Annotated in this window: 16 protein-coding genes; 2 read left to right on the top strand and 14 right to left on the bottom strand. The window is 58.1% G+C overall.

What is annotated here, in order from left to right:
• Positions 1–29 precede the first annotated feature (29 nt).
• From IPK09_05945 to IPK09_05930, 4 genes are all read right to left on the bottom strand, one after another.
• Positions 30–1,727, bottom strand: a complete 1,698-nt coding sequence (locus IPK09_05945) for a fatty acid--CoA ligase (protein ID MBK7983157.1) — start codon at positions 1,725–1,727, stop codon at positions 30–32.
• Positions 1,728–1,805: 78 nt separating this feature from the next.
• Positions 1,806–3,215: a threonine synthase gene (locus tag IPK09_05940; GenBank protein MBK7983156.1), complete on the bottom strand. Its 1,410-nt coding sequence runs from the start codon at positions 3,213–3,215 to the stop codon at positions 1,806–1,808.
• A 167-nt stretch (positions 3,216–3,382) separates the two neighbouring features.
• A complete protein-coding gene (locus tag IPK09_05935) occupies positions 3,383–4,012 on the bottom strand; it encodes a zeta toxin family protein (GenBank protein ID MBK7983155.1) in 630 nt (209 codons plus the stop codon).
• Positions 4,009–4,191: a hypothetical protein gene (locus tag IPK09_05930; GenBank protein MBK7983154.1), complete on the bottom strand. Its 183-nt coding sequence runs from the start codon at positions 4,189–4,191 to the stop codon at positions 4,009–4,011. Before IPK09_05930 ends, IPK09_05935 begins: the two co-directional genes overlap by 4 nt.
• Before the next feature lie 1,038 nt (positions 4,192–5,229).
• Here IPK09_05930 and IPK09_05925 point away from each other — a divergent pair.
• The gene (locus IPK09_05925) at positions 5,230–6,060 is read left to right on the top strand and encodes a response regulator (GenBank protein ID MBK7983153.1); all 831 of its coding nucleotides are present in this window, start codon (positions 5,230–5,232) and stop codon (positions 6,058–6,060) included.
• Between the two features lie 48 nt (positions 6,061–6,108).
• On the opposite strand, the gene IPK09_05920 is transcribed toward IPK09_05925, so the two are convergent.
• The 6 genes from IPK09_05920 to IPK09_05895 all read right to left on the bottom strand — a co-directional run bounded on the left by IPK09_05920 (position 6,109) and on the right by IPK09_05895 (position 14,442).
• Positions 6,109–6,570, bottom strand: coding sequence for a hypothetical protein (locus IPK09_05920; protein MBK7983152.1), 462 nt, complete (start codon positions 6,568–6,570; stop codon positions 6,109–6,111).
• Positions 6,560–7,042: a chemotaxis protein CheW gene (locus IPK09_05915; protein MBK7983151.1), complete on the bottom strand. Its 483-nt coding sequence runs from the start codon at positions 7,040–7,042 to the stop codon at positions 6,560–6,562. The genes IPK09_05920 and IPK09_05915 overlap by 11 nt, the downstream gene beginning before the upstream one ends.
• Positions 7,039–11,289, bottom strand: a complete 4,251-nt coding sequence (locus tag IPK09_05910) for a response regulator (protein ID MBK7983150.1) — start codon at positions 11,287–11,289, stop codon at positions 7,039–7,041. Before IPK09_05910 ends, IPK09_05915 begins: the two co-directional genes overlap by 4 nt.
• A gap of 63 nt (positions 11,290–11,352) precedes the next feature.
• The gene (locus IPK09_05905) at positions 11,353–13,119 is read right to left on the bottom strand and encodes a HAMP domain-containing protein (protein MBK7983149.1); all 1,767 of its coding nucleotides are present in this window, start codon (positions 13,117–13,119) and stop codon (positions 11,353–11,355) included.
• 385 nt (positions 13,120–13,504) lie between these two features.
• Positions 13,505–13,969, bottom strand: coding sequence for a chemotaxis protein CheW (locus tag IPK09_05900; protein MBK7983148.1), 465 nt, complete (start codon positions 13,967–13,969; stop codon positions 13,505–13,507).
• A 107-nt stretch (positions 13,970–14,076) separates the two neighbouring features.
• Entirely contained in the window at positions 14,077–14,442 is a 366-nt protein-coding gene (locus tag IPK09_05895) for a response regulator (GenBank protein ID MBK7983147.1), read from the bottom strand.
• A gap of 614 nt (positions 14,443–15,056) precedes the next feature.
• On the opposite strand from IPK09_05895, the gene IPK09_05890 reads away from it, so the two are divergent.
• A complete protein-coding gene (locus tag IPK09_05890) occupies positions 15,057–15,437 on the top strand; it encodes a PilZ domain-containing protein (GenBank protein ID MBK7983146.1) in 381 nt (126 codons plus the stop codon).
• A 108-nt stretch (positions 15,438–15,545) separates the two neighbouring features.
• Here the strand turns inward: IPK09_05890 and msrA are convergent, their stop codons facing one another.
• The 4 genes from msrA to rpoC form a co-directional block, all read right to left on the bottom strand.
• The gene (gene msrA, locus IPK09_05885) at positions 15,546–16,193 is read right to left on the bottom strand and encodes a peptide-methionine (S)-S-oxide reductase MsrA (GenBank protein MBK7983145.1); all 648 of its coding nucleotides are present in this window, start codon (positions 16,191–16,193) and stop codon (positions 15,546–15,548) included.
• A 95-nt stretch (positions 16,194–16,288) separates the two neighbouring features.
• Positions 16,289–17,299, bottom strand: a complete 1,011-nt coding sequence (locus IPK09_05880; GenBank protein ID MBK7983144.1) for an ABC transporter permease — start codon at positions 17,297–17,299, stop codon at positions 16,289–16,291.
• Positions 17,296–18,180: an ABC transporter ATP-binding protein gene (locus tag IPK09_05875; GenBank protein ID MBK7983143.1), complete on the bottom strand. Its 885-nt coding sequence runs from the start codon at positions 18,178–18,180 to the stop codon at positions 17,296–17,298. Before IPK09_05875 ends, IPK09_05880 begins: the two co-directional genes overlap by 4 nt.
• 107 nt (positions 18,181–18,287) lie before the next feature.
• On the bottom strand, positions 18,288–22,526 hold the full coding sequence (gene rpoC / locus IPK09_05870; protein MBK7983142.1) for a DNA-directed RNA polymerase subunit beta': 4,239 nt from the start codon (positions 22,524–22,526) through the stop codon (positions 18,288–18,290).
• Between the last annotated feature and the right edge of the window lie 12 nt (positions 22,527–22,538).

Below are 22,538 nucleotides of genomic sequence, written 5' to 3'. Positions count from 1 at the left end.
CAATCGCTCCGGTAGGTTGAATCTTAGGCTTAGTCCTCTTGAGCTGAATTTGATTCCCCGACAGCTCGGTCGAGTTGGGCCGTTTGCTGGTACTGCCCTCGCAGGGCTTTCTTGTCCAGCTTGCCCACGCTGGTTTTCGGGAGGGCTTCCACGAATAGCACGCGGTCGGGAACAGCCCACTTGGGAATGACGCCCTTGTCGGCGAACCCCTTGAGCCAGTCGCGAAAAGCCGTTTCATCGCATGCTTCGGCCCCGGCGCGTTTGAGCACCACCAAGGCTAGCGGTCGCTCCCCCCATGTCGCATCGGGAATGCCGATCACCGCCGTTTCGGCCGCTGCTGGATGTTTGAGGATTAAATCTTCCAACTCCAATGAGGAGAGCCATTCTCCACCGGTCTTGATGACATCTTTCAGGCGGTCGGTGATCTTGAGATAGCCTTCTTGGTCGATGACGCCGATGTCGCCGGTATGCAGGTAACCGCCGCGCCAGAGCTGTTCGGAATTCTGAGGGTCCTTGAGGTAGCCTTGGGTCAGCCAGGGCGAGCGCACCACCACCTCGCCCGGTGTCTTGCCATCGTGCGGTAGATCGTTCATTTGTTCGTCCACGATCCGCAGCTCGACCAGGGGAATGGGCAAGCCGGTCTTGCAGCGAATGTCCAGTTGCCGCTCCTCGTCCCAATCCGCCATGTGCGGTTTTAATTGCGCCAAAGTCAGGATCGGACAGGTCTCCGACATGCCGTAAGCGGTAAACACGTCCACGCCCCGCGCTCGCGCCTGTCGGGCCAGGGCCTGCGGCAGCGCCGCGCCACCGATAATGACCTTCCAGCGCGACAAATCCACGTCATCCACGACCGGGCTGGCCAGTAGCAGTTGCAGGATAGTCGGCACGCAGTGGGAAAAGGTCGCTTTTTCTCGCTCGATCAGCCGCAGCAGGTGCTCCGGCACATAGCGGCCTGGATACACCTGCTTGACGCCGAGAGTGGTCGCGACGTAGGGAACGCCCCAAGCGTGAACGTGAAACATCGGGGTGAGCGGCAAGTACACGTCGTCGCGGTTGAAGCGACCCTGCCCGTTACCCATCAGCGCCGCGAGTATGCCGAAAGTATGCAGCACCAACTGGCGGTGGCTGAAGTACACCCCCTTGGGCAAGCCGGTGGTGCCCGTCGTGTAAAAGGTGGTGGCGCGGGTATCTTCGGAGAAATCCGGGAAGGGATAAGCGGGGTCGCCGCTCGCCAGCAGGGTTTCATAGTCGGTGCTGAGATCGAGAGCGGTCGCCGGTATTTGCTCGGTGTCGTTGAGCAAGACTAGCTTCTTGACCGGTTCGATCCGGTCGCGGATGGCTTCCAGGATCGGCAAGAATTCAGTGTTGACCAAAATCACGTCGTCTTCGGCGTGATTGATGGTGTAGAGAATCTGTTCGGGTGATAGCCTGATGTTCACGGTGTGCAGCACCGCGCCCATCATCGGCACCGCGAAGAAACATTCCAGGTAGCGATGGCTGTCCCAGTCCATCACCGCTACGGTGGCGCCGGGCTTGACGCCCAATCGCGCCAGGCCGCTGGCCAGCCGTCCGACCCGCTCGCCGAGATCGCGGTAACGTTGGCGCTGGAAATTGCTGTAGACGATTTCTTGGTCGGGGAATTGGCGGACTGGGTTCCGTAGCAGGTTTTTGATCAGCAGAGGATAGGAGTAGGCGAAAGGCGTGGGGTCGATGACGTTTGCGGACATGGCGGTGCTCCTCGTGAGGTCGCAAAACGAAATAGGACTATGGCAAGCCTTGCTCCATCAACTATAGCGCCCCGCCGTTTAACGGAGTTGCCGGATGAGGTACTCCTTGATCAGTCGAGCGTCCGCATCCATGACTTCGAACCGCTGCGGCAGCGTTTCCAGGTTTTCATAACCGGTGGGCCGCTGCGGCGAACGTCCCAGCGCTTCCACGATGGAATCCTCGAATTTGGCCGGCAGGGCGGTTTCCAAGCAGATGAGCGGTATGCCTTGCTCGCGGTAGTCCCAGCCGACCTTGACGCCATCGGCGGTATGGGTGTCGATGATCAGGCCGGATTCCCGATAAACCCGGCGGATGGTATCCAACCGGTCTTGATGGGTGCTGCAACCGGAGACGAAGCCGGATTCCTGGACTCTCCGGTAATGGTCGGTGCCGGACAGATCGAAATAGCCTTGATTGTCGATCTGGCGCCATAGGTCGCGAATTCGTTCAGGATCGCGTTCGACCGCGTCGTAAACGAAGCGCTCGAAGTTGGACGCTTTGGAAATATCCATCGACGGGCTGCTGGTCTGCGCCACCTGATGGGTTTTGCGCACCCGATAGACGCCGGTGCGGAAAAATTCGTCGAGCACGTTGTTTTCATTGGTCGCCAGAATCAAGCGACGGATGGGTAGGCCCATACACTTGGCGATGTAACCCGCGCAGATGTTGCCGAAATTGCCCGAGGGCACCGCGAAGGAAACCTCCTGATCGTCTCGGTTGGTGACGGCCAGCCAGCCTTTAAAGTAATAAACGATTTGCGCCGCGACCCGCGCCCAGTTGATCGAGTTGACCGTGCCGATGTCGTAGTCGGCCTTGAAAGCGGCATCGTTGCTGACCGCTTTGACGATGTCCTGACAATCGTCGAACACACCGCGCACGGCGAGGTTGAAAATGTTGGGATCTTGCAGGGAAAACATCTGAGCGGTCTGAAACCGGCTCATCTTCTGGTAAGGAGACAGCATGAACACCCGAATGCCCTGCTTGCCGCGCATGGCGTATTCGGCGCTGGAGCCGGTATCACCCGAGGTCGCGCCCAGAATATTGAGCGCGCCTCCAGACTTTAGCAGCGCGTGCTCGAATAAATGACCGAGCAACTGCATGGCGATGTCTTTAAACGCCAGCGTCGGGCCGTTGGACAAGCCGAGCAGCCATACACCGTCGGTCAATGGCGTCACGGGTGTAATGTCAACGCTGCGAAAAACGGTGCTCGTATAGGTTTTGTCGATCAGCTCGCGCAACGTTACCGAGGGCATATCGTCGATGAATTTACTCAGGATGGCAAAGGCCAGCTCGGAGTAGGAAAGACCGCGCCAGCCGGCTAGCTCTCCCGCCTTCAGAACGGGATAGGCAGCCGGAACGGCCAAGCCGCCATCAGGCGCCAACCCTCCTAGCAAAATATCCGAAAAGGTCGTGGGGGCCATGCCGCCTCGGGTGCTGACATAACGCATCGAGGAATCCTCTGAAGTCGCGATCATCGGCGAGAGTGTCAAAACAGGCATTGTTGCAGTCGACCGGCTACCCGAAGTCCGGGGCGGTCAAAAAGGCATGTGACGGGGGGGAATGAGGCTCTTTATGGCTGATAAGGCCGCGAGCACCCGTCGTGCCGGGGAACCCATCAGGACGCTATCTCGTCGGTCTGGACCGGAAGCAGCCTGCGGGTGATTTCCCGAGCCCACGGATTGATCTCGCCGTAAACCTTGACCAGCCGGCCTTTCGAGGCACGAAATAATAACGCGGCCCGGGCATTGTCGATGGAATTGTCGTACACATAAGTCCGGTCAGCCAACCAAGCCGCCACCGAACAATAGGCCAGAGATTTGGTATAGCGGCCGATGATCTTGGGAATCGGGACATCGTGTCCGCCTTCCATCACGCGCATGGCAACCCGTTTGGCGTTGATCGAGGGGTCGTCGGTGCCGACGAAGAACACCCGGATGAAAAAACCGGCATCCCGCGCCCGCCGGATGAAGTCCATTTTATCCGGGGCGGACAGGACGGTCTCAAAAGCCAGGCTACGGTTCTCGGTCAGGCAGCCTTCGCGAATGACGGCGGCTCGTTGCGCCGCCTGAATGACAGCGTCGGGAGCGTTCCAGTCACCGAACTCGTCACGGGCGATAAAGTCAGGGTTGACGTAGGTACAGCCATCCATCCATTCATGCATCAACAGTTGCTGGGTGATCGAGGTTTTGCCAGAGCCGTTGGGCCCAGCCACCACGATCAGCCGGGGCTTTCCCCCGTCGGTCATATCTGAGGCCGTGGGGGGTTGACCGCCATGATCTCGGCTCTCAGCCGAATCATCAGTTGTTCGCGTATCGTTTGGGCGTGCCGGCGCGCTTCGCTGGCGACGGCTTCCATCAGGGCGTCAAGTTGTTCGTCGGAGGGTTCGTGGGTGATGTCATTTAAGTCAAACGGTTGTTGTTTCATCGCCTTCTCCAAAATCGATCAACGTTGCTTGGTGGCTGATACGCTCTAATTGATAGCTGAAGACTATTTTAACTCAAGCTGTTGCAAGAAGGTGGAAAGTTCGAACGAATTTCTTGCCGGCGACTTTTGAATGACCGTTCATTTCGAGATCGGTTGGGGTGGGCGTTAACTCATGTGGAAATACTGATCCTACCGCGAGCGCGCGGCCCGTGGCTATGGCTACAGTGAAACTCCCAAGCACCGCGCGACAGGGCTGCGGTAAGCGATATAATGTATCATTATAATGCATTATTTAGTATTTTTTTTATTTATAGTGTACTTATTATTATCATATTGCTGTATTTGCTGTATTTGCCAAAATAAATGGCTTTTAATTGAGGGGGGTTGAGTAAATTTCCCAAGGTAGTCGTCTTGGGACGATGCGCGGCTCGGTTGGCGGCGGCTTTTGCGGAAGTGAATGTTTTTGTCGATTATCTTAAATTATATTTATAATTCAATATATTAGATATATCAGTATATTAGATATATCGATGCTGTTTCCATGGCGTGATGATAGGCGGGGTGGGGTGGCATTGGTGGTATCGGCTTGGTGGCGGCCGGAGCGCTGCTCGGATAGGCCAAAATGGGTGGGTACGGCTACACAAGCGCTTTCGAAAGGCTTTACCAGACGTTTCAAGGCCATGGATCGCGGCTGGTTTTCGAGCCTTTGGAAATCCGGGTCTTATTAACCATTTTTCGTTAGAATAAAATGATTTGAACGACAATCAAACTTGCGGCTTCTCTCGCCCCAAGTCATGCTATATAAATAAAGGCGCCACGGCTTTTGGATCGCTTGTTGCTGATGCTGGCGCATTGGATAAAACTGAAGTAATACGTTTCAAACAGTTGGTAATCATTGATTTTACGTGTTCCGTTATGTCAACGATTTGTAACAAAAATTTAACGTTTGTCGTGTGCCTTAGCTAAAGCCGCGTCGGTCATTAGGTCTTAAGTGGGTGAGGGGCTAAATTCGGTCGCCTTTTGCCAAGGGGAGAATAAATGGAGAAAAAAACCTATGTAGTTTCCATGATCGGCATCGCGAGTGCCGAGCGGAATGTGCTGCGGAATATTTTTAAGCTCTCCCAATATCGTAATTATTCTTATTCTGTCGCTATCCCTGGTGAAGCTTGGGATGTGTTATTGATCGACGCCGATGATCCGAAGGCGATGGCGGAGTGGCGTCAGCGCAAAATGGATGAAACTTCGGCCGAATCACCGAGCAAAAGCTATCGACCCCTGATACCTACTATTTTGGTGACAAAGGAATCACCGCCCGACTCCAGGCTTTATTACATACGGCGCCCTTTTGTCGCAACACGGGTCATCAATATTCTGGACCAAGTCGTTCAGAAGGATTTACAGCATCCTCGAAAGCGGATCATCGGAGAGGACGCCAGCCCGAAGATCGTCCCTGAAACAGCCAAGCCCGCACCAAAAGACGACAGCGCAAAAGAAAGCGCCGAGGATGAGATACTCGCCTTGGTGGTCGATGACAGCAGCCCGGTGCGCAAACAAATCGAGCTGGAGTTGAACTATTTTGGCATTAAGGTGGATACGGCCGCCACAGGAGAGCAAGCGATTGATTTTATTAATAACAAAAGCTACAATTTAATTTTTCTGGATGTCGTGTTACCAGGGATTGACGGTTATCAGCTCTGCAAATCCCTTAAAAGAGGCAAAACGAAGAAAAAAACCCCAGTCATTATGTTGACCAGTAAATCTTCTCCATTCGATCGGGTAAAAGGCGCCTTGGCCGGTTGCGATTCCTATTTGACCAAGCCGGTAAAACAAGAAACCTTTCAAAAGGTCGTCAAAAAGTATTTGCGATAGAGGCTGACAGGGCGGTGCGCCACCAGAAGGCACCAGCGCCCGCGCGGCTTACAGTAGTCCACCGCTGAAAATATGCCGCAAGTCTAAAATAGGTATCGCTTTCTTATCCTGTTTGAAACAAGAAATAGCCACGCTGCGCCAAGTCGGTGGGTTTTTCGGCAAGCCACACGCCAAGTCATCCGTTACCCGGATGCGGGTCGGGATATCCGACAGCAGCAGAACACCGTAATCAGGGTCTGCGCCCCGCCGCGCTTGGTAGGCGAACACGCCGGCCAGCAGCCGGGAATTTTGCGGAGAACGCCCCAGCAACCACGCGGATAAATCCATCGCCGGCAGCAGCAGATGGTTCCAGGCCACAACATGCCGGCAATAGGGAGGGCTCCGCGGCACTTCCAGCAGAATCGGCGCTTCGATCAGGTGCACTAATTCGCGCTCGCTCACCGCCGCCCGCAAGGAATCACCCAACGCCAGCACCCAGCTCACGCTTTCGGGCAAATTGTCAGGTGGCATTGTCGTGCTCCTCTTCCAGAGCGGCGATGAAAGCGGCCAGATGTTCGGTGGTGGTCACACACGCTATTTTGCCTTCAAGGAGAGTGATAGCCTGAATGGGAGAGTCCGGTGGCATCATGCAAGCCGGTAGCGGGGCAAAGCGCACGATTGCTCGCAACGGTTCGACTTGATCGCAGACGAGGCCGAAATTGTCAGAGCCGTTGCTCAACAGCAGGCAGATTCGGCGGTTGGCGGTTAATTGTGCTAAGGGCCGCAATTCGCCAGACAGACAATAGACGGGCCACCATTCCCCCTCGAAACCGACCGCCCCTATGCTGCAAGGCGTGGTTAGCTCCTGATCGATATCTAAAAGCGGTCCCAGCAGCCGGATTTCCGCTTGCGGTAACAGCCAGTGGTGACCGTCCACGGTCACCAGGCTCAGCAACTGGATTTCTTGAAGCTCGGCGAGCGTCGTCGGTAGTGGCCGGTTCATGTCCGAGAGAGCAATTGATGCATGTGGTCGAGTAGATCGTCTTCCACGAAGGGTTTGGTCAAGTAAGCGTTGACGCCCATCGCTTCAGCCTCGCGCCGATGTTTGTCGGTCGAGCGTGAGGTGATCATGATAATGGGAAGATGGTGAGTGGCCGAATTGGCGCGCAGGTGCGCGGTCAGCTCCAGACCGTTCATGCGCGGCATTTCCAGATCCGCCAGGATCAGGTCCGGTTTTCTTCGGTTGATCGCTTCGATCGCTTCCAAGCCGTCGCGCGCCGTGCGTACTTCAAAACCAGCATCCTGAATGAACTGCGCCAACGAACGGCGGGCGCTGAGCGAGTCGTCGACCGCCAGCACTACCTGTCGCTGGACGCCGCCGGATTCGGGAGCGGCGGTTCGAGAAAGCGTGGGCAGCCGGTAGTCCGCGTTTTGGGTGCGCAAAAGTTCCGGTAGATCCAACACCGGCGCGACGCTGCCGTCGCCCAGGATGGTCGCGCCCACGATGCCTTCGAGTCTGGGAATATAGGCGCCCAGATTTTTGACCACCAAATCGCGGCTGGCCACAATTTCTTCCACCAATACCGCGCGGATGGTGCCTTTGTCTTCCCGGACCAGGATCACGGGCGGCATGACCCGCGTTCGCTCCCGGCGGTCTGGCGGGAGTTTGAGCAGCGATCCAAGCGACGTGAGTTCGTAGATATCGTTACCCAAACGGTAAGTGGTGGTGTTGCCGACGGTCTGGATCGTGCCGACGCCGTAGTAGAGAATCTGTTCGATGCCGCGATCGGAGAGCGCATACACTTGGTTGCGGACCTGAATCAGCAGAGCGTGGGTGGAAATCAAGGTGACCGGCAAGCGCAATTCCATCAAACAACCCTGTCCTTCCTTGGTTTGAATGCGCAGCGCGCCTTTCATTTCCAGCAGCCGGCTGTAAACGACATCCATGCCGATGCCGCGCCCGGAGGTTTGCGTGGTTTGGCTTTGGGTGGAAAACCCCGGCAACAAAATCAAACGGACCAATTCGTCTTCCGCGAGCGGTTTGTCGGAAGCAAGCAAGCCACGCTCCTTAGCGGTGCGCTGGATGGCCGGCAAGTTCAAGCCGGCACCGTCATCCTGACAGCGAATGACGATGTGATTGCCTTCGCGGAGGAAGCTGAGTTCTATGCGTCCCGCCGCGGGCTTGCCCAGCCGTTTTCGTTGGTCTGACAGCTCGATGCCGTGGTCCACGGCGTTGCGCAAAATGTGCATCAAAGGGTCGATCATGCCGTTTAGCACGTTGCTGTCGACCAGTGTGTCGGTGCCGCGCATCACCAAATCCGCTTCCTTGTTGACCAGCCGGCAGGTCTGACGCACGCTGCGCTGAAAGCGCGGCGCCACCGTCTGGATGGGGACCATGCGGGTGCGCAGAACCGCTTGCTGGCTGTCTCGGTGCAGGCGGCTTTGATCGACCAGCAAAGAATCCAAGGTGGCGAGATTGTCTTCGATGATCCGGTTGAGTTCGCGGCTGTCGGTCGCCGTTTCCAGCAAGCGATGGGTGACCGTGTTCAGCTCGTTGTATTGCTCCAGTTCCAGCGGGTCGAAATCGCCGCGCTGCATCGATTTGGACAGCGGCGAGGACACGTTGCGAACGTCGATCAGTTGTTCCAGCTCGGTGGTGAGCTGCTGCAACGAGCGGTTTTGCGCCAACATCGCCTTGGTTTGGGCGAGCGTCTTGCGAACCCGCTCTTGAACCTGACCGGTGAGAATGAAGCTCTCGCCCATCAGCCGAAGCAGTTCGTCGACCATGTGGGCGGGGATTCGCAACGTGGCCTCGGGCGTCGCCGGGGCGGCCGGTTGCGCCTCCTCGGTTTGCGATGCTTCGGGTTGGGTGGACGGCGCCAGCCGTTCGGCCGCGGGCGGCAAGATTTCGTCGCCGGTGGGGATACCGAGCCGGTCGATGCGGTTCGCCCAATCCAGCACTTCTTGCAGCACGTCGAGGGCTTGCGCGGGCGGAGCGCTGACGCCCAGCAAGGATTCGGTCATGATTTCCAGACAGTCGGCGGCGTTCAGCAGAGTGCTGGCCAAGGTCCGATTGGGGAGCGCGCCATGTTTGGAGAACGCTTGCAGAATGTCTTCGATGTGATGGGTGAGGGTGGCGATGCCGCGCACGCCGACGGTGTTGCCAGCGCCTTTCAAGGTGTGGGCGATGCGCTGGGCGACCTCCACGTCCTTGAGGTTGCCATCGCCAGCCGCCAAGCGTTGGATGGCGGTGGAGAACTCGGCGGCTTGGTGCGGGAGCTCCTGTAGCAGGCTGTCCAATAGTTGCTGGTTGCCATCGGCCGGCAGTTCCAGGGAGACATCCTCCGGTTGGGCCTGCTGCGGGCGAACTTCCACCTCCATTTCCTCGGCGATCAGCTTCGGTGCGACCAACTGATCGACGAGAGATGCGGTTTCCTCCGGTTGCAAAGGCTGCGGCCAGTGGCTGTCGGCGAGATGCCGCACCAGTTTTTCGCACGCCGCGCGGTCGTTCAACGCGCGCAGGTAATCGAGCGCCAGGTTGGGCCAGGTTTCGATCAACTGCCTTTGCCGGAGGCTGATGGGATTGCCCTGAGCGGACAACGCGCTGAGATTGGCCTGCAAGTGGCTGCAAACACGTTGTAAGGCGGCCAATCCGATGGATTCCGAAGCGTTTGCGAGCAGTTCGAATCGTTCGGCATACTCCGACAGGGCCTCACCCCGGCTTTCGGGTGTGCCAGCGGCGTCCGCCGCGACAGTTAGGCTATCCTCCGCGAGTTCAGGAATCTGAGCGATTTCCGCACAGATAATTTCCAACATTTCCTGTTGGGCGGCATTGGGGGCCTCTCTCGACGCAGCCAGCGCAAATGCCGCTTCATCGTCTTCGTCTGCTTCCGCTACCGTGTCTTCTTCGAGGGTTTCCTCAAGGTCTTCTTCGAGGGTTTCCTCGGAGGCTACCGCAATGTCCTGTTCGGAGGTTGCTTCGAAGGTTTCTTCGAGGGCCTCTTCGGGTTCCTCTTCAGGCGTATCCGCAAATTCCTGTTCGAGCGTTTCTTCGAGGGCCTCTTCAGGTACCTCTGCAAAAGTCGCCTCGGATTGCTCTGCAAAAGCCTCTGCCAGAGCTGCGTCAGTTTCCGCGACTAAAGCTTTCTCAGGTTGCGGTTCGAGAGCGTCCGCGACTTGCTCTTGAGATTCAGCTTCGGCTGAAGTCTCACGAGTCGCTTCGGCTCCGAGAGCAGTCTCTTCGGCGCGCTCCGCTGCGATTTCGTGGTCCGACTTTGCCAGTAACTCATCGGGCATCGCTTGCCCGACCAATTCGGTTGTTTGAGCCGATGTCAGGAGAGCGTTGCTGGCTGGCTCCCGAGGCGAAACCAGTTCTTCTTGCGCGTCAAGGGCCGTTTCAACAAGGGCCGCCGACCCAATGTCGGATGATGCCGTCGGCGTGTCCGTTGTCGAGTACTCGGCTTCGCTGGCGCCAGCATCGAGCGCGTCCGTCTTTATAGGGCTTGAGGATTCCGTGGTTGTTTGCGATAGCGCCCCAATAGAGGCGTCATCTTCCACCGAGGTGAGCGCGTCCGGCAACGCCACCCGATCTGGAAGCTGTGCAATGGCCGGACGCTCGGTTTCGTGAACGGAGACGGCTTCCGCTGTGAGCGGCGCCATCGGTTCGAGGGCGGGCGTGGCTTGACTCGGTGCGTGAGCGATGGCGGTTGAAGATGTCGCCAGCGCCTCAGGCGACTCATCCGTAATGATGGCGAGTCGATCAGCGGTCCGCGCCGTATCCGGGATTTCGATGGCGGGCGGCTCGGTCGGTTCGATGGCCAGCGGCTCAGCCTCGATGACCGGCACGTCTCGCATCAGCAAACCATGTAGCACTTTGGCTTCATTGGCGGGCAGGTAGATTTTCCAGAGCGGGCTTTGCAAGTGATCGAGCAATGCTTCACCGGCTTGCGGGTCGCTGGGAGACATCAAATAACCCATGACCAGCGTCGGCCACTCTTCCAACCGCTCGCGTTCGGCGTCGTTCAAGCCGCGATCTGAAAGGGTTGAATTTTTTAGACCGTCCTGGAATAGCAGGCAAATGTCCTTTAAGCCTCGAAATCCGAGAGCGCCGGCGGTGGAGCTGATGCGCCCGACTTGATCGGCGTAACGGCGGATGCCTTGGCCACCAGCAATTTCCAACTCCTCAAGAACGCCGAGCAATCCGGCGACTTCCGCCTCCAATCCGGCGAGTTGATCTTCCGATATGGACATGATTGCCTAAAACCTCCCTCGCAAGTAGCGATAATCCCTGCTCCACGGTCAAGGTGCTGTCGCTTACGCCGGCAATCGAAACACGCGCACGGAGTTCAGCAAGTTTTTGGCATATTCCACCAGATTAGTGGTCTGGATGGTCTGCTCTTGCAATTGTTGGCTGGTTTTGCGGGTCCCTTCCTGAATCTGATGCGCGCGGTCCACCAACTGGGTACTGATGCGGGCTTGTTCTTGCGAGCGGGCCGCAATTTCCTGCACGGCATCCACCAGCTCGGAGGTGGTTTCCTGGGTGCGTTTCATCTGATCGCCTGCTTGTTCGGCCAACCGGCTACCGTCCACGACCTGGCTGATGGCGGTGTTCATGGCAGTCACCGTGTCCGCCGTTTCGGTTTGAATGTTGCTGACCAAGGTGGCGATTTGGGAGGTGGCCTCGCGCGCGTTTTCAGCCAGGCGTTGTACCTCGTCGGCCACCACCGCGAAACCGCGACCGGCCTCGCCGGCCGAGGCCGCGTGCATGCTGGCGTTCAAGGCGAGGATGTGGGTGCGCTCGGCGATGGTATTGATCAGGTTCACCACGCCGCTGATTTCCTGGGAACGTTCGCCCAGCCGCTTGATGCGCTTTTCCGTCTCGCGGATGGTGTCGCGGGTGCTGTTGATGCCGTTGACCGTTCCGGTCACCGTTTGCAGCGCCGCTTGGGTGGTCTTAATGGCGGTTTCGGCGGCGGCGTTACAGGTTTGCGCCAGCTGGGCGATCTGCTGCATCGCTTCGGCTGCGGAAGACAGTTCGAAGGTGGCTAATTCCACCGTTTTGCGCTCGTCTTCAGCCACGGCGATTACCGTGTCGGACTGTAATTTCACTTTGTCGGAGGCGGTTGCCACCTCTTCCGAAATTCGATTCACGCCCTGTAATACCTTGGCGGTTTCGTCGGTCAGCAAGTTGAGCGCGTCGGCGACCGGACCGGTCATGTCTTCGGTGACCGGAACCCTGACCGTCAAGTCTCTCTGGCTTAATTGCGAAACCGCTTGCAACAGGTTGATGATCGAGTCGTTCAGTTGTTCGTTCTCTTGCTCGACCGAGACCAACGCGTTGACGCGCTCGTCCAGCATTTGATCGAAGGTTTGACCCAAGTCCGCCAGCTCGTTATCGCCCGCCAATCCGGTGCGCGCCGAGTAGTTGCCTTCGCCGACCTCGCGCATCGTCGCCGTCAGTTGATTGATGGGATTCATGATGGCGTGATACGTCGCGGTGCTCAGGAAGAAAGCGATGATCATGCCGATCACCGTGATCAAGCCGATCAAGATGAGGAAATTTCGGGTGGAACTCTGGGCGTTCGCCAAGCTCTTATTGGCTTCCGCCGCCAGTGCGTTAGTATGTTCGGTCCGACTTTTCAGAAAAGGATTCAGAACGGCGTCGAGGTCGTTCGCAACGAACAGGCTCAAGCGGCCGTGATCGCGAGCGGTGAATAATTTTTCTAATTCACTAAAGATTTCATTGACGCTATTCGCACCGCCTAAGTCAGCGGTTTCCATATGCGCTCTTTCGGCGGTTTCCACCACGGACGCTAATTTTTGCCACTGATCCTGGAAAGCGGCCTTGACGCGGGGGAGGTTGGCCGCTGCTTCTTCCCAGGTAATGGTGCCGCGATTGGCGCCGTTGACCAATCCCAGCAAATCTTCGTTGAGGATTTTGTTCAGGCGGAATTCTTCGTTCTGGGCAATGACGGTTTGATTGATTTGGTCGACCGCGTTACTGGCGCGATTCATACCAAAGCCGGCAATAAGGCCGGTCACCACCAGAATCACTAGCTGCAGGATAATAGTAAACGTCAAACGCGAATTGATCTTCTGACCGCCCATGGCTGTTGTTACCTCATTGCTGTTGTTGAGTCACGCCACTTCCACAAGGTCGGTTCTCGTGCTTTCGACCGAGGGCCGGTGGCCATAATGTTGGTATCGATTCTCGTGTCTTGTTACCGCGCCCGACTTTCTACTCGATAAGTCGCGCCATAATGCCCGGTATTTCGCGCGCTGCGCGGCAAGCTGACGGGTAGCGCCGCCGGCTGTACGGGCAGCGCCAACCGAGCCAGGGCATAAAACCCTCTCGAACGGCCGATCATTCGGCGCCTTGATTGGGAACGATCTGTCGCTTGTCAGCGCCTTTTTTCAGGTTGGTGCTCATAAACTTGTAATGGCGGCCAGCGGCTGCGCCGGGTCGTCAGGCGGTTGTTAATAAACCACCCAACGTTTGGAAAAAACCTTGATGGTCGAATTCTAACCAGATCATGGCGTCCTGGGCGTACGCTTTGGCAACGTAAGGTTCCAATACCGCAGGCAGTGGCGGCAGGCGAGTCAGGACGTGTTGGGTCATTGCAGTGTGGGGTAATCCGTCAATGAGGATGCCTACGGCTTTTTCCGCTTGATCCAGGATCAACAAACGACGCTTTTCCGAAGTATCTTGATTTTCCAACTGGAGAAAGTCCTTTATGTCGAAAATCGGGGTCAAATTGCCGCGCAGGTTGATCAAGCCCAAAAGCCACACCGGCGTATTGGGCAAGGGATAGACTTGCGTATGCTCAAGGACCTGGCTGGTTGTATCCTGACCGATCAGCAATCCAAGCCCGCCGATCCGAAAGCCATATCGCGCTCGCCGGCGTTCGATCGGTGCGACGTTGGAGATCACACCGCGCGGCGGCGGTTTGAAGCGATTTAGAGCGGCGCTAGGTTTCAGCCAGCGCCGGGGGGGTGCTACAGCCTTGTCGCTCATAATGTTCCAGGTTTAACAAAATGTTAAATGAAAGCCTTTAGTTGGTCGACGATGGCGTCGGCGTTATAGGGCTTGGTGACGAAGGCTTTCGCTCCTTGCATTTGGGCCCAAAGCCGATCTGCCTTTTGGTTCTTGCTGGTCACGAAGACGACTGGGATGCCCTTGGTGGTGGCCTCGGTATGCAGGGACCGGCAGGCGGCGTAGCCGTCCATGCCCGGCATCACGATATCCATGAAGATCAGATCCGGCTTGTCCGCTTTGGCTTTCGCGATGGCTTCCGCACCGCTGGTCGCCGTGACCACCACGCAGCCAGCATCAGTTACAATGTCCTTTATATTTGCCAGGTCAGTCGGAGAATCATCGACTACTAGTACCTTACGAATAGGCATGAATGTCTCCTTTTTAAAAGGTTACCCTTCGATTTTCTTAAATTTTAGCCAATAATCGCCATTTCCCCAAGAATTAATGTTCTAACACGCTCAAAAACCCTATAGTATAAAGAGATACGTTCTTGCCGGGGTTACCGGCCCCGTCAGATCTCTTCAACCGAAGTGTTTTAGCATCGAAATTTTGAAAAGGCGTGCGGTTTGAAGCGTGTGCCATAAAAGGGATGATGGCCGGCGGCTTTTTGCAACTTGCTTAGTAATAAAGAAAAACGACTACCCGACCTCCCGGCAAGACGGCTGGCGCGGGCCTGGCCGAGCGATATATCCAAAATCGACTCGCTCGCGGCTAAAACACGATTTTTTGCTCTCCGCCAGGAAGTATGCGCCTCGACAGGGAAGGATGCACGCTCGGTGCATCAAGAATTTGGAGCGCGACGGCGCGGGACTGGAGGAGGCGCGAACTCGTCTGCGGCTGTGGCGACACCACCGGCGCGCCGTTAACGTTTGATGAAGTTTCAGTCGAGGGCGAAGTACCCACGCATTCGGCTGATGGGGTGGATGTTAGTTGGCGCTATAGAAGACTGGCGGATAATTTGGGATAGGAGAGCCGTGAACTCATGTCGACGAACGAACTGATAGAAAATGATTGGGATGTGGAGGAAAGGCGTGCGTACGAGCGCTACAGCGTGGAATTTTATCTCTGCGTTTACAATCGGGACACCGATGCCTTGATGGGCCATATCGTGGATATCAGTTTGGGCGGCATTCAGCTATTGAGCGAAACGCCTATTGCCAATGGGGAGCAGTTTCGTTTTCGGATGGATGTTTCCTTGGAAAGCGGTCGCAAGGAAACTATCGAAGTCGAGGCCCAAAGCGTGTGGCACGATGAAGACGTGAATCCTGGATTTTTCAATACCGGGTTTGAGTTTTTAAATCTGTCTCCGGGCGCCCTGAAAACGATAAAAGCGACGATCAAGGATATCGTAGGGAGTTTGTAAGCGCCGCTCGGCTTTTGAACGGCCAAAATCCTACGCTCGCTTCAAGCAGGGCACTCCGACGGCGGTCTTAAAATATAGCAATTTGATATATTTAAAAGCGTACGCCAATCACGCCAGCGATTCCCGCGAGTATCTTACTCCGGTGCCGCCCAAACCGCAGTAGCCGCCGGGATTTTTCGCCAAATACTGCTGGTGGTAGTCCTCGGCATAATAAAACGTCGGCACATCAATGATTTCCGTGGTAATCGGCCCATAGCCGGCGGTGCTCAGCGCCTGCTGGTAAGCGTCGCGACTGGCCATTGCGACGACCTGTTGGGCGACGCCGCACGTATAGATGACCGAACGGTACTGAGTGCCGACATCATTGCCTTGCCGCATCGCTTGCGTGGGGTCGTGTGATTCCCAAAAGATTGCAAGCAATTGCCCGTAAGCGATGATGGCGGGGTCGAACACCGCCAGCACCACCTCGGCGTGGCCGGTCAGCCCGCTGCACACCTGTTCATAGGTCGGATTGGGCGTGCATCCTCCCGCATAGCCGACGGCGGTGGTATAGACTCCCGGCTGAGTCCAGAACTTTCGTTCCGCGCCCCAGAAACAGCCCAAACCGAAGATGGCTTGCTCCATTCCGGCGGGAAAGGGCGGTTGCAAGGGCTGGCCGTTGACGTAATGGCGCTCTGGCGCGCGCAGCGGGGCCACTCTGCCCGGTAACGCCTGTTCTGGCTGCGGTTGCGGGTGTTTGAAGTTCGACCACGGCATGGTTGCGTGCTCCGGGTTGGGGCGGGACGATAGCTATGACCACCGGCCGACAGGCGGGTTCGTTTGCGGCTTTGGCCGGCTTCGGTCGGAGGTGCTCAGTCCCAGCGAAACAGCCAGACGCCGAGCCCCATGGCGATGGCGCTCATCGCCCCCAAGGCCAGCAGATGACCGGAAATTTCCGCAAAGCCCGCGCCATCGAGCATCACCGCCCGCGCGGCGTCGATGATATGGGTCAGCGGCGCCAGTTGCGCGGCTTTTTGCAAAAAAGGGTGTACTCCCTCCAGGGAAAACCAGACGCCCGACAAAAACGTCATCGGCCAGCTCATCACGTTCAACAAACCGGCGGCAAATTCTTCGCTGGTGGTTCTGGCGGCCACCAGCAAGCCGAGGCTCATCAGGCTGATAGCGCCGAGCGCGAACACGATGAATAGATTGAGATAAGAGCCGTGCATCGGAAAGCGAATCACCCAATGGGTGCCGATGAAGACCAGGACCGTCGAACCGAGGATCAACCACAGGCGCGAGGCGAGCTGAGCCGATAAAAACTCCAAGGGCGTCAACGGAGTGGCTCGCAGCCGCTTGAGCGTGCCATTCTTCCGATAGCGAACGATGACGTAGCCGACGCCGAACAGGCAACTGAACATCATATTCATGGCCAACACGCCCGGCAGCACCCAATCGACATAACGGATCAGACGCCCGTTCACGGTTTGTTTGCTGAAAGCGGTTGGGTCGGTACTCGTCGAATGCAGCATTCGGTCCAGCACATAGCCTTGCGGGGATTCTTCGTTGATCCAATAGCGCCCTCCGGCGGTATCGATCACCATATCGAGTTGGTGCCGTTCGACTTTGGTCAAGGCCGAGGGGAGATCGACCACCGGCAGGAAGCGGATATAACGGGTCTGAAAAAATTCGCGGATGTTCGAGGCCTCGGTCGCTCCCAGCACGCCGACTTTGTACAGCGTCAACCCCGGCCCGGAAAAGGCGAAGGCGAAACCGGCGATCAGCGAGAGCGGAAACAGCAGGTTCCAGCTCAGTGAAGAGCGGTCTCGCGTAAATTCGAGGTTGCGGCAGGCAAACAACGCCCAAAAGCGTTTGAAACTCATGTCCGTAACTCCCGACCGGTCAATTCCAGGAACAGGTCTTCCAGGGTGCGCGGGCGGATTTGCAGCCGCCTCAGGGAAATGTGATGGGCGAGCAACTCCTCAATGGCGGCGTTGACATCGCGAGTCAGGATTTCCACGCTGTCTTGGGTTTGAATCACGGTCAAGGCGGGAGAAAGCGGAGGATTGGAGAAATCGGCTTGGGGCAGTTGCAGCACCACATCGTCGAAGTGAGCGGCCAACAATTCCCTGGGCGTACCCTGAGCGATAATGCGGCCGTGGTCCATGATGGCGACCTCATCGCACAGATGATAAGCCTCTTCCATGTAATGCGTGGTCAGCAGCAGGGTCTTGCCGCGCGCCTTGATCCGCTGGACCAGCTCCCAAAAATTGCGGCGCGCCTGTGGGTCGAGTCCGGTGGTCGGCTCGTCCAGGAAGATCAACTCCGGGTCGTTGACCAGGGCGATGGCCAATAGCAAACGCTGGCGTTGGCCGCCGGACAGTTTACGGCTGTCGCGATCGATGAAGCCGCCCAGCGCGCAATCCTCGATCAGTTGCGCCACTGGCAAGGTGCGCCGGTAAAGGCTGCCGAACATCCGCAAGTTCTCGCGGCCGGTGATGAAATCTTGCAGCGCCGTGGATTGAAACATGATGCCGATATCCTGGCGGAAGCGCGCGCCGAGCCGTTCCCCTCGATAGCGGATAACGCCGCGCGTGGGTTCCTGGATACCTTCCAGCAGTTCGACCGTGGTGGTTTTGCCGGCGCCGTTCGGCCCGAGCAAGCCGAAGCAGCGGCCGGTCGAAATGGCTAAATCGAGGCCATCCACGGCTTTTACACCGCGAAAATGCTTGACCAGTTGGCAGGCTTCCAATAGGGCGGTCATAAAGGGCGGGCAGCGGCTAAGAGCGGACGGAAGTGGGGAAGTGGGCGTTCAAAAAGAAAGGCGGGAGACGCCGCGCGCTTCCCGCCTTTCCCGGTGGCGATGTGGGTTTAGGCGGTCATATCCTTGGAGTCGACCTCACTGTCGTCGCTTTTGTCTTCGGATACCGGCTTCAGCTCCGCTTCGCTGCTCTCGAACACATGGCCGTCACTGGTGGCGGGTCGGCTGGGAACCCAGTTATGCCGCCGCTGTAGGTGATAGGCCAGTCCGGTGCCGGCCGGAATCAGCCGGCCGACGATGACGTTTTCCTTCAAACCGCGCAGGTCGTCGCGCAAGCCGCGCACCGCCGCTTCGGTCAGCACCCGCGTGGTTTCCTGGAACGACGCCGCCGAAATGAACGACTCGGTCGCCAGCGAGGCCTTGGTGATGCCGAGCAGCATCGGTTGCCAGCGAGCGGGGATGCGATCCTCGCTCTGAGCCCGGTCGTTTTCTTCCATCACTCGGGTCCGTTCGACTTGCTCGCCCTTGATGAAGTTGGTTTCGCCCGGATCGAGGATTTCGACCTTGCGCAGCATCTGGCGGATGATCACCTCGATGTGTTTGTCGTTGATCTTAACGCCCTGGACCCGATACACGTCCTGAATTTCCTTGACCAGATAGGCCGCCAGTTCCTGCACGCCGAGCAGCCGCAGGATGTCGTGCGGGTTGAGTTCGCCGTCGGCGATGATTTCACCTTGTTCGACGTATTCGCCATCGAACACGCCGACATGCCGCCATTTCGGAATCAGCTCTTCGTAAAGGATTTCACCGTTCTTGTCGCGGATGACCAGCCGCTGCTTGCCCTTGGTTTCCTTGCCGAATTCGATGATGCCGGATTTCTCGGCCAGAATCGCGGGTTCCTTGGGCTTGCGGGCTTCGAACAAGTCCGCCACTCGTGGCAGACCGCCGGTGATATCGCGAGTCTTGGAGGATTCCTGTGGGATGCGGGCGATCACGTCGCCCACCGCCACTTCGGCGTGGTCGGCCAGATTGACGATGGCGCCGGCCGGCAACGGGTATTGCGCCAGCGTGCTGGTGCCGGGAATGAACAAATCGTTGCTGTATTCGTCCACCAACCGCACCATCGGGCGTTTGTCCTTACCCAAGGCGCCGCGCTGCTTGGGGTCCATCACCACCAGGCTGGAAAGACCGGTCATTTCGTCGGTGTGGCGCTGGACGGTGATGCCTTCCTCGAACTCGGCGAACCGCACGAAGCCGGCCACCTCGGTGACGATCGGATGGGTGTAGGGGTCCCAGCGGGCGATGACTTGACCGGCTTCGACCGGGCTGCCGTCGTCGGCTGACAACTCGGCCCCGTACGGCACCTTGTAGCGTTCCCGCTCGCGGCCTTGCTCGTCGACCAGGGTGATTTCACCCGAGCGCGAGACCGCCACCAGATGGCCGTCGCGCCGTTGCACGACTTTCATTTTATGCAGGCGCAGTAAGCCCTTGGATTTAGTTTGGACGTTGTTGACCACCGTGGTCCGGGAGGCCGCGCCGCCAATGTGGAAGGTGCGCATGGTCAGCTGGGTGCCGGGTTCGCCGATGGATTGGGCGGCGATCACGCCGACCGATTCGCCGCTGTTGACCCGATGGCCGCGCGCCAGATCGCGCCCGTAACAGGCCGAGCAGACGCCGTAGCGGGTCCGGCAGGTGATCGCCGAACGCACCATGAGGTTGTCGATGCCCATTTCATCCAGTTGCGCCACCCATTTTTCGTCAAGCAGGGTGCCGGCGGGAATCGCTACATCGTCGCCGCCCGGTTGGAAGACGTCGCGGGCCACGGTCCGGCCCAGCACGCGGTCGCGCAGCGGGTCCTTGACATCGCCTTCCTCGACCACCGGCGTCATCCACACGCCTTCGTGGGTGCCGCAATCGGGTTCGGTCACCACCAGATCCTGGGCCACGTCCACCAAGCGCCGGGTCAGATAGCCGGAGTTGGCGGTCTTGAGGGCAGTGTCGGCCAAGCCTTTACGGGCGCCGTGGGTGGAGATGAAGTACTCCAGCACGCTCAGCCCTTCGCGGAAATTGGCCTTGATCGGGGTTTCGATGATCGAGCCATCCGGTTTGGCCATCAGCCCGCGCATACCCGCCAGCTGGCGGATCTGAGCCGCCGAGCCGCGCGCGCCGGAGTCGGCCATCATGAACACCGAATTAAAAGAGTTCTGCTCGGCCATTTCGCCGGCGCGGTTGCGGATTTTTTCCTTGCCCAGGTTGCGCATCATGGCGCTGGCGACCTGATCGTTGGTGCGCGACCAGATATCCACCACCTTGTTGTAGCGCTCGCCCTTGGTCACCAGACCCGAGGTGTACTGCGAGTCGATTTCCTTGACTTCCTGTTCGGCTTTCTCCAGCAGGGCGGTCTTCTCGGTCGGAATCTTGAAATCCTCGAAACCGATGGACGAGCCGGAGCGGGTGGCGTAATAAAAACCGGTGTACATCAGTTGGTCGGCGAAGATCACGGTCTGCTTCAAGCCCAACCAGCGATAGCATTCGTTGATCAAGCGCGAGACGGTTTTCTTGGTCAACACTTGATTGACCAGCGAAAACGGCAACCCTTCGGGCAGGATTTCAGCCAGCAGCACCCGCCCGACCGTGGTCTTGACCCGCGTGGGGCCATCGCCGGCGTCGGCCGCGCCGATTTTCTCCGGCGGCAAGCGCACTTCGATCCGGGCGTGCAATTCGACCTGGCGGCTTTCGTAGGCGCGATGCACCTCGCGCACGTCGGCGAAGGCCATGCCCTCGCCGCGCGCGTTGATCCGGTCACGGGTCAGATAGTACAAGCCGAGCACCACATCCTGCGACGGCACGATGATCGGTTCGCCGTTGGCCGGGCTCAGGATGTTGTTGGTGGACATCATCAAGGCGCGGGCTTCAAGTTGCGCCTCGATCGACAGCGGGACGTGCACCGCCATCTGATCGCCGTCGAAGTCGGCGTTGAAGGCGGTGCAAACCAGCGGGTGCAGCTGAATGGCCTTGCCTTCGATCAACACCGGCTCGAACGCCTGGATGCCCAAGCGGTGCAGGGTGGGGGCGCGGTTGAGCATCACCGGATGCTCGCGGATCACTTCCTCCAGGATGTCCCAAACCGCCGGCTCCTCGCGCTCGACCATCTTCTTGGCGGCCTTGATGGTGGTCGACATGTTACGGTACTGCAACTTGCTGAAGATGAACGGCTTGAACAGCTCCAAGGCCATCTTCTTGGGCAGGCCGCACTGGTGCAGGCGCAGGGTGGGGCCGACCACGATCACCGAGCGGCCGGAATAATCCACGCGCTTGCCGAGCAGGTTTTGGCGGAACCGGCCCTGCTTGCCCTTGATCATGTCGGCCAGCGATTTTAGCGGCCGCTTGTTGGTGCCGGTGATGGCCCGACCGCGCCGGCCGTTGTCCAGCAAGGAATCCACCGCCTCTTGCAGCATCCGCTTTTCGTTGCGGACGATGATGTCCGGGGCGTTCAGCTCCAGCAGGCGCTTGAGCCGGTTGTTGCGATTGATGACCCGGCGGTAAAGATCGTTCAGGTCGGAGGTGGCGAAGCGCCCGCCGTCTAGCGGCACCAGCGGCCGTAGGTCGGGCGGCAGCACCGGCAGCACGGTCAGCACCATCCATTCCGGCTTGTTACCAGAATTCAGGAAGGACTCCATCAACTTCAGGCGCTTCGACAGCCGTTTGAGCTTGGTTTCCGAGCTGCATTCCAGGATTTCCTGGCGCAATTGGCCGACCAGTTGTTTCAGATCCAAGCCTTTCAGCAACTCGCGCACCGCCTCGGCGCCCATGCGAGCGTCGAAGTCGTCGCCGTATTGCTCGACGGCTTCCAGATAGGCTTCATCGGTCAGCAGTTGGCCTTTCTCCAACGGGGTCATGCCGGAGTCGATCACCACGAAAGACTCGAAATACAGCACCCGTTCGATATCGCGTAGGGTCATATCCAACAGCAGACCGATCCGCGAGGGCAGCGATTTCAAGAACCAGATGTGAGCGACCGGCGAGGCCAGTTCGATGTGGCCCATCCGTTCGCGCCGCACCTTGGCCAAGGTGACTTCCACGCCGCACTTTTCGCAGACCACGCCGCGATGCTTGAGCCGCTTGTACTTGCCGCACAAGCACTCGTAGTCCTTGGTCGGGCCGAAAATCTTGGCGCAGAACAGGCCGTCGCGCTCCGGCTTGAAGGTCCGATAGTTGATGGTTTCGGGTTTCTTAACCTCGCCTCGGCTCCAGGCGCGGATCATCTCCGGCGAGGCCAGCCCGATGCGGATGGCGTCGAAATCCTCGATCTCGTCGAACGTCTTGAAAGGATTCAGCAGGTCTTTCATCGTCTCTCACTC

The organism is Candidatus Competibacteraceae bacterium (assembly GCA_016713505.1).
Taxonomy (GTDB): domain Bacteria; phylum Pseudomonadota; class Gammaproteobacteria; order Competibacterales; family Competibacteraceae; genus Competibacter_A.
Note: the sequence above shows the minus strand (reverse complement) of the source record. Positions and strands in the feature narration are given on the sequence as shown.